The following is an 8,244-nucleotide window of genomic DNA, read 5'->3' as shown; positions in this document are numbered from 1 at the left end:
AATGTTCTAGGTAACATTCAACTGGATAAATTTTTCTACCGCCTCTAACCCTTCTTTCGTCTTTAAATTAGTAAACACAAAAGGTTTATCCCCTCGCATTTTTTTAGTATCCCTTTCCATCACTCCCAAATCTGCGCCTACATAGGGAGCTAAATCCGTTTTATTAATCACCAATAAATCAGACTTAGTAATTCCCGGGCCACCCTTGCGCGGAATCTTATCCCCAGCAGCAACATCGATTACATAAATCGTTAAATCCACTAATTCAGGGCTAAAAGTTGCAGCTAAATTATCGCCGCCACTTTCTACAAATACCAAATTTAAGTCATTAAACTTAAGTTCTAATTGTTCAATCGCAACTAAGTTAATCGAGGCATCTTCTCGAATAGCTGTATGAGGACAACCGCCAGTTTCTACGCCTAAAATGCGATCGCTTTCTAATGCCTGACTTCGCACTAAAAATTGTGCATCTTCCTGGGTATAAATATCATTAGTAACAACGGCAATTTTATAATGTTGGCGCATAGCTTTACATAAAGCGTCTACTAAAGCAGTTTTTCCAGAGCCAACTGGGCCAGCAATTCCTACACGAAAAGCATTCATTTTTTTAGTTGTTAGTTGTTAGTTGTTGGTTGTTGGTTGTTGGTTTTTGGTTGTAGTTATTAGTTAGTTTGCTTACTCTCCTCATGCCTTCTTCCCTTTTCCGTCATTGCTAATTTAACTACGAAACAAACGAGTGTACTGATTTTCGTGAGCCATACTTGCCAATGCCAATCCCCAACTACAGCTATTAAGGTTATCATCTTCTAATTTTAAAACTTCTTGGGCGACAAAATTAATCTGGGAATCCAAGTTTAATAGCAATTGTTGACCAACAGTTTGACCAAGGGGAATGAGTTTTACTCCTGCATTTACTAAATTTGCCGCCCAACTGTACAAATACCCAAGTACAGCCGCTCCTTCTTCTATTTCCAATTTTACTGCTGCAATACCAAATGCGATCGCAAAATTGCAATTATTTCCACAAACCTCAGTTAATTCTTGCACAGATGGGAGTACCTTTGCCTGTAAAGGTAAATGGATATCCTGTAATAAACGTACCAGAGATCGCCCCATTTGCCAACTTTGTAAGCGCAATTCTTCTGTTTCCTTAGCCGCAGTTGCCCAAGCATTCCAATAGCTCAATGCTTCTAAATCCCCTACAATAGTTGCTCTGTAAGCGCGTACCATCACTGCTGCTTCTAAACGTATCGCTCCGTATTGCAACGAATGTTCTAACCATTTTTGTAAGCTGTTCTCATGATTAATTTTACCAAAATCAACCAGAGTTTCAATTCCCTCTGAATAACTATAAGCCCCGACGGGAACAGTAGCTAATTGTAACAATCTAAGAATAGAAAATTGATAATTCAAGCACCACCTCTTTTTGATTTTTCCTTCTTATTCTTCCTTCTTCCTTCTTCCTTCTTCCTTCTCTTACCAAACTGATTTAATGGCTATGGCCATAAGCTCCCATTTCTGGTTGAAATGGTGCAATTTCTGCTTTTACTTCCAAACCCATTTTTTCTAGCATTCCCTGCAAAACTGAATCGGGAGATAGCCGTAAATAATGAGGATCAATTTCTACAGGGATGTGACGATTACCTAAATGATAAGCCGCTCGCATTAATAATAGCCGATCCGATGCGATCGCAGTCATCACAGGTTCCGGTTTCGCGCTGACCCTAACTAAACAGCTATCATCTTCAGATTGTAGGAGATCGCGATCGCGCAGCACAGTCCCTCTAGGCAAACGCAGGTGCAACTCTTCCCCGGAATCAATTTCAAACCGATGGCGCGATCGCGTGCGCTCAATAGCTGTCAGAGGTAAAGTAAAACTAACAGCCGCATCAGGATTTGCAGGTAATTTTTCTGTCAAAATTAACATTTCGCTATTCCTATTAAGAATTCACACCCAGCCTATTTTTAACACCTAACCCAGATTAAGAGTTGGCGATCGCTAGTTCTCTGAGATTTCCTCGTTGATGGCGTGTTTTTCCAAATCCTTGAGAGCAACACTCTCCAAAGCTCTAGCATGAGTCGCAGAGAGGATAACCGGGGGAGCAACACCAGCTTCCATTGCTTCTCTCCAACGGGAAACACACAAACACCAGCGATCGCCTGGTTTAAGACCCGGAAATTGAAAGGCCGGCACGGGAGTGCTCAGATTATTGCCCCGCGATTTGGTAAACTCCAGAAATTCTACTGTTACTTGAGCACAGACAACGTGCGACCCAAAATCCTGACCCCCCGTGCGACAAAGCCCATCGCGGTAAAAACCCGTCAGCGGAGAAGTGCAGCAAATCTCTAGTTGGGAACCGAGAACATTTTTAGCATCTATCATTGCTAATTTCTTTGATTTCCTTTTGGTTTGCCTATGAAAAGGTGCGATCGCGCTTAATTAACTCCCAATACTAACATTCAAGCCATTGAGCTTGATGGCTTAAACGATCGCCGGATTAAAGGTCATAAATATAGAGTCTGGTCATGAACCGAGAGCGATCGCCTAGCAGGAAAAATAACTCTTCTAGTTTATGTCATCACCCGAGCGGATTTACTCCCTTCAATTCAGATATCAGTCCCACATCATTATGGAGGCGTAGCGATTGAGAATTTTTCTTTCTCAAACCTTTCCTGAATCATTGAAAATAGCTCAGATTTAGTTTTCCAGAATTCAGCGGTTTTCGTCCACACCCATAAATTGATTTGAACATAGTATTCTTCAAATTCAATTTCCCCAGTTACAGGAGGCTCTGGATTTTCTAGTACCGAGGGATGAGATTTCGCAACTTCTACCAGAGTCTTCCGTACTTCAGAAATGTTGTTGTTGTAGTCGCTGCGGATTGTGATTTGAATCCTGCGATATCGATCGTGGCTGTAATTGATAATCTTATCTTCCCAAACTGTATTGTTAGGGATAGTCACCAGATCGGCAGTTAGAGTTTTTAGCCTTGTACTCGCTAGACTGATGGAGTCAACAGTACCAAACACCCCAGCTAATTCAACTTCATCACCGACATCAAAGGGTTTGTAAACCATTAGCATTAACCCACTGGCAAAGTTACCGAGGTTGCTTTGCAAGGCGAAGGCAAAGATAAAACTTGCGCCCCCAAGTACAGCCAAAACAGGCGCAAGACTAACCTCTAGTGCTGTCAAAGCTAGAAGCACGCCAACAAAAATTCCTCCTCGCTTGATGATAATGACGATAAATTGGCGCATCAATTTGGAGGTATTGGACAATTTAAGCAGCTTGCTAACTATCACGCCTAGTATTTGAAACACGATTGCAGAAGCCAGGACGATACCAACAAATTTACCTAAATTACCTGCCCAGCGCAAACCACCTTCATCTGATTTGAGCCAACTGATAAGCCGCACTCCTAAACCTTGAGTATCACTGACATCAATTTCAGCTTTAGCGATCGCGTCAATGTATTTGCGGTAATACTTGCTGTCACCACCTTTGCGATCCAATTCTTCTAAAATCACGTTGAATCGGTCTACAATTGCAGTTCGTGCTGATTGAAGATTAGTAGCGTTTACAACCAGTTTGTTCTTCAATTCTGCTTCATTTTTAGCATTTTCTTCCAAGTTGTCTGCCGTTTTTTCAAGCTGCTGCCCTTTTTTCTCAACGTTTCCTTGACCGTTACCAGGCCCAGGGGAACTGGCCGTTAGTGTTTCACCGTTCGCCTTGATATTAGTATTTTCAATGGTTGCTGCGGCTTCATCGAGTTTCTCCGCAGATTTCTCGGCTGCGCCTGTGCTACCACTACTACTGCTAGTATTTCCAGTAATCGCTTCCCGCGCTTTTTTGAGTTGTGTGTTAGCCTCTTCTATTTTTTGCGTGCCTTGCTTGTATTCTGGCGAGTCAGGAGCAAAACCTTTTTGGTTTTTTTCTGCCTCTTCCACAGCTTTGATCGCCTTGTCTAGAGCGTCAATTTTTTGAGTGAGAGCGTTGTATGCAGGCGAGCTAGCATCTATCTTCTCTCGCTCTTTATTCGCTTCTTCGAGAGTTTTTTGTGCCTGCTCCTGTTCACCTGTTTTCTCAGCTTTTTTCAAAGCTTCGTTCAGGGTATCATCCTGCTTGAGTTCTTTTTTAGCATCAGTTGCTTCTTTAAGACCTTCCTGGGCTTTTTTGAGTTTTTCTTTAGCTTCTTCTGCCTTTTTCGCGGCTTCTTGGTATTGTGGCGATCCGGGGACAGCGCTCTTTAGGGCTTTGTCGCTTTCTTCTAGTGCTTTCTTCGCCTCGTCTAGGGAACCTGCGACTTCTTGCTGTTTATTGATGGATCGATTCTGACGTTTGACGGCAACTTCAGCATTGCTAATTTCTTCAACTTTGCCTTTGAGCAACAGTTGCCAAGCTGCGGCTTCGTTTAGGAGTTCTTCCAGGGAAAGCGGTTTGACTAGCAATTGTAATTCATCAACCGGAACATCTGGCTCTTTAGCCGTAACTGCTGCTTTGGGATCTCCTTCTGGTGCAAGCTCAACCTTCTCAGTCTGCACCTCAGTTTCAGCCATGGGGTTAACTTCAGGTTCTTCAAACTGCGATCGCGCTGGTATCCCCCAGATTACCAAGACACCAATTACTCCAGTGAGTAAAAAAATAGCATGGACTCGACTGCGAAACATTATAAATATTCCTCATTAAGTATTTTTACTGATTTGAGTTTACGTCATTTAGTTGTCTTTAGGCTAAATTATAACCGCAATTTTTCCCTTGTCAATACTAACAAAAAATCAATACAGCACTGTGCTTGACGATTAGGTACAATAGTAGAGTAAAAAGTTACTTTGCTCATTGCTGTTAGTGTACCTCTTGGTCACGCAAAGTGCTGTATATTTCTTCTCTTAAGACTTTAAGGATTTTAGAAAAATTCAAGGCTTCTAATTTTGAAAAATAGGGGTCTTCCGTACTTAGTATGCTAAAACATTAGAAATGCACGAGTATTTAAGTAAAGTAATGAAAAGATTAATGACACAATTACTGAATTTGCCTGGTGTGATAGTAGAGGATAGCTTGGAGACAGAATCGACGATTATTTTATTGGTTAGAGTAACACGGAAGAACCGTATTTTCGTAAAAAAACCCAGTTTATGAGGTTGGGTGCGGAACTCCTATCCTAAACAGCATAGAATTGCAGCAATCTTGTACAATGCAGCCAAAGTACAAACATTTTTGACTCAAACAGCCTGGGGGTAAGACAATGGGAGATTTAGAGCGAGTACCAGTAGGAATAGTTGGGGCATCAGGCTACGGCGGTGTGCAACTTGTACGCCTTCTAGCAGATCACCCACAAGCCGAAGTAGTTTATCTAGGCGGCGAAAGTAGTGCAGGTAAACCTTTTTCTAGTTTATATCCGCACTTGAGCAACTGGATTGACTTGACAGTAGAAGGAATAGACTTGGACAAAATAGCATCCAAATGTCAAGTAGTATTTCTCTCACTCCCTAACGGTTTAGCGTACCAGATGGCACCCAAATTGCTAGAAAAGGGGTGCAAAGTTTTGGATCTGTCAGCAGATTATCGGTTTACCAACTTAGAAACATATAAAGCTTGGTACGGAGGCGATCGCCAAGACGCAGCGATCGCCTCAACCGCTGTCTACGGTTTACCCGAACTTTATCGCGATCGCATCAAAACCGCCCAACTCGTAGGCTGCGCCGGCTGCTACGTCACCGCCAGCCTTTTAGCCCTCGCACCCCTACTCAAACAAGGCATCATCATCCCCGAAACCGCGATCGTCGATGCCAAATCAGGCACATCCGGTGGCGGTCGCAAAGCCGAAATCAACCTTCTGCTAGCCGAAGCAGACAACTCCCTAGCCGCCTACGCCGTTGGTCGTCACCGCCACACCCCAGAAATCGAACAAATTTGCAGCGATTTAGCCGGACACGACATTAAAGTGCAATTCACTCCGCACCTGATACCAATGGTGCGAGGAATTCTCACTACCGTCTATGCCACCCTCCGCGATCCTGGATTAGTACGAGAAGACTTACTCACAATTTTTAACGCCTTCTATCGTAATTCTCCTTGGGTAAAAATCCTACCCAGCGGCGTTTATCCTCAAACAAAATGGGCCTGCGGAACCAATCTCTGCTACATCGGCGTAGAAGTAGATACCCGCACCGACAGAGTAATCGTTATGTCAGCAATTGATAACTTAATCAAAGGTCAAGCAGGCCAAGGCGTACAGTGCATGAACTTAATGATGGGATGGGAAGAAACTTTAGGACTGCCGCAGTTAGGTTTTTATCCATAGTAGTTGTTAGTTGTTAGTTATTAGTTGTTAGTTGTTAGTTGTTAGTTGTTAGGTCAATCCACTGTTTTTAAAGAAACAGTTTTTTGCTTATTCCTATTGATATTAAGTCCAGTAACTAGGTGACATAAATAAATGTAAGGTGGGCGCTCGCCGCCTCAATCTTGTAACTGATAGCTAATATGGTTTCGGCGAGCGCCCACCCTACAAGCTACAAGCTATCAACATTTATTTATGTCCACCTACTTAGCATCGCTTTTAATATGATGTCATTGCGAGCAACGCGAAGCAATCTCAATGCCTAGCGATTGCTTCGCGTTGCTCGCAATGACAGAAAATTGTTATAGCTAGGAAAGAGGGAAAAACTTACTACCTAATGGATTATGAACCAGAGGTAAGAGTTCGAGTTGCCCTAAGCGACGAAAGCGGTTGCTGTATAAGATGGGTGAAGCGAAATGCTCCACCCATCCTACAAATACAGGACTTAACAGTTAACAGTTAACAGTTAACAGTTAACAATTAGACAACCTTCGGCCCAAAACCAATAGTACCAGCATAAACAGCACTATCACCCAACTCTCCCTCGATCCGCAACAGGCGATTATATTTAGCCACCCGTTCGCTGCGACAAAGAGAACCAGTCTTAATTTGACCCGCACGAGTTGCTACTGCTAAATCAGCAATAGTCGTATCCTCAGTTTCACCGGAACGATGGCTAATAATCGACCGATAACTATTGCGAGTTGCCAAATCAATAGTTTCCAGAGTCTCAGTTAAAGAACCGATTTGATTAAGCTTAATCAAAATCGAATTACTAGCTTTCAAATCGATACCCTTTTGCAAGCGAGTGCGATTGGTAACAAACAAATCATCACCCACCAATTGAGTTTTTGCCCCCAACTTTTGCGTCAGTAATACCCAACTATCCCAGTCATCCTCGTGTAAAGCATCTTCAATGGAAACAATCGGATATTGCCCAACCAAGCTCTCCAAATAATCAATCAACTCCGCTGGTGAATGAGCACTACCGTCATAGGTGTATTTCCCATCTTTGTAAAACTCGCTAGCAGCTACATCCAAAGCTAAAGCAACTTCTTCCCCTGGTTTATAGCCAGCTTTTTCAATTGCCGCGATTAACAAATCCAAAGCTGCTTGATTAGATTCCAGATTAGGAGCAAAACCCCCCTCATCGCCTACACCAGTCAGCAATCCCCGATCTTTTAAGACTTTGCTCAGAGATTCAAATACCTCTGCACCCCAGCGCAAAGCTTCCTTGAAAGATGGCGCACCCACAGGGACAATCATAAATTCCTGAATGTCCACATTGTTATTAGCGTGAGAGCCGCCGTTGATAACATTCATCAGGGGGACAGGCAGCAAATTTGCTAGGGGGCCACCCAGATAGCGGTAGAGAGGGAGTGCCAAAGTATCCGCCGCTGCTTTTGCTGTTGCCAGAGAGACTGCGAGGATGGCATTAGCGCCCAGGTTTGATTTATTGGGCGAGCCATCTAAGTCAATCATGGTACGGTCTACCAAAGATTGATCGAGAGCGTCCACATTCTCCAAAGCAGGCGCTATTTTCTCTTCGACATTCTGAACGGCCTTGAGAACGCCTTTGCCGCTGTAGCGTTTTTTATCCCCGTCCCGCAGTTCGTGAGCTTCAAAGCTACCTGTAGATGCCCCGCTGGGAACTTGGGCAAGTCCGACTGCACCGTTGATTAAATACACTTCGGCTTCGATAGTGGGGCGGCCCCGCGAGTCGAGAATTTCTCTTGCCCGAATTGATTCGATCGCTGTGTCTAGCATATTTAATTGCTTCCCTAGATTATTTGAGGCCTGATGGCTCTTGGCTGTAATTTTGACCGCTAATAGGTTATGCGATCCCCGGACTGGTTGGCGCGATGTTAAAAATCTTTGCGGATTTGGTCGTTTTGTTCAAGTGGGT

Annotated in this window: 7 protein-coding genes; 1 reads left to right on the top strand and 6 read right to left on the bottom strand. The window is 43.5% G+C overall.

Annotation, left to right across the window (positions count from 1 at the left end):
• Positions 1 to 6: 6 nt before the first annotated feature.
• The 5 genes from ureG to OSCI_RS00805 all read right to left on the bottom strand — a co-directional run bounded on the left by ureG (position 7) and on the right by OSCI_RS00805 (position 4,668).
• Positions 7 to 603, bottom strand: a complete 597-nt coding sequence (gene ureG, locus OSCI_RS00825) for an urease accessory protein UreG (RefSeq protein ID WP_007352936.1) — start codon at positions 601 to 603, stop codon at positions 7 to 9.
• A 114-nt stretch (positions 604 to 717) separates the two neighbouring features.
• Positions 718 to 1,413 carry an urease accessory protein UreF gene (locus OSCI_RS00820; RefSeq protein WP_007352935.1) on the bottom strand — a complete coding sequence of 232 codons (696 nt, stop codon included), beginning with the start codon at positions 1,411 to 1,413 and terminating at the stop codon, positions 718 to 720.
• A gap of 76 nt (positions 1,414 to 1,489) precedes the next feature.
• Positions 1,490 to 1,927 (bottom strand): urease accessory protein UreE, encoded by a 438-nt coding sequence (gene ureE, locus OSCI_RS00815; RefSeq protein ID WP_007352934.1) that lies wholly within the window; start codon positions 1,925 to 1,927, stop codon positions 1,490 to 1,492.
• Between the two features lie 72 nt (positions 1,928 to 1,999).
• Positions 2,000 to 2,383 carry a DUF2237 family protein gene (locus OSCI_RS00810; protein WP_007352933.1) on the bottom strand — a complete coding sequence of 128 codons (384 nt, stop codon included), beginning with the start codon at positions 2,381 to 2,383 and terminating at the stop codon, positions 2,000 to 2,002.
• Positions 2,384 to 2,628: 245 nt separating this feature from the next.
• The gene (locus OSCI_RS00805) at positions 2,629 to 4,668 is read right to left on the bottom strand and encodes a mechanosensitive ion channel family protein (protein WP_007352932.1); all 2,040 of its coding nucleotides are present in this window, start codon (positions 4,666 to 4,668) and stop codon (positions 2,629 to 2,631) included.
• Between the two features lie 575 nt (positions 4,669 to 5,243).
• Between OSCI_RS00805 and argC the strand changes: the two genes are divergently transcribed.
• Complete coding sequence (gene argC, locus OSCI_RS00800) at positions 5,244 to 6,302, top strand: N-acetyl-gamma-glutamyl-phosphate reductase (RefSeq protein WP_007352930.1); 1,059 nt, start codon at positions 5,244 to 5,246, stop codon at positions 6,300 to 6,302.
• A gap of 516 nt (positions 6,303 to 6,818) precedes the next feature.
• On the opposite strand, the gene eno is transcribed toward argC, so the two are convergent.
• On the bottom strand, positions 6,819 to 8,105 hold the full coding sequence (eno, locus tag OSCI_RS00795; protein WP_007352928.1) for a phosphopyruvate hydratase: 1,287 nt from the start codon (positions 8,103 to 8,105) through the stop codon (positions 6,819 to 6,821).
• Positions 8,106 to 8,244 lie beyond the last annotated feature (139 nt).

This window comes from Kamptonema sp. PCC 6506, from assembly GCF_000180455.1.
Lineage (GTDB): Bacteria > Cyanobacteriota > Cyanobacteriia > Cyanobacteriales > Microcoleaceae > Kamptonema > Kamptonema formosum.
The sequence above is the reverse complement of the archived record's forward strand: the minus strand, read 5'-3'. Positions and strand labels throughout refer to the sequence as shown.

Coding starts and splice junctions, on each gene's coding strand:
- ureG (WP_007352936.1), bottom strand. CDS start 603: ATGAATGCTTTTCGTGTAGGAATTGCTGGCCCAGTTGGCTCTGGAAAA.
- ureE (WP_007352934.1), bottom strand. CDS start 1,927: ATGTTAATTTTGACAGAAAAATTACCTGCAAATCCTGATGCGGCTGTT.
- OSCI_RS00810 (WP_007352933.1), bottom strand. CDS start 2,383: ATGATAGATGCTAAAAATGTTCTCGGTTCCCAACTAGAGATTTGCTGC.
- OSCI_RS00805 (WP_007352932.1), bottom strand. CDS start 4,668: ATGTTTCGCAGTCGAGTCCATGCTATTTTTTTACTCACTGGAGTAATT.
- argC (WP_007352930.1), top strand. CDS start 5,244: ATGGGAGATTTAGAGCGAGTACCAGTAGGAATAGTTGGGGCATCAGGC.
- eno (WP_007352928.1), bottom strand. CDS start 8,105: ATGCTAGACACAGCGATCGAATCAATTCGGGCAAGAGAAATTCTCGAC.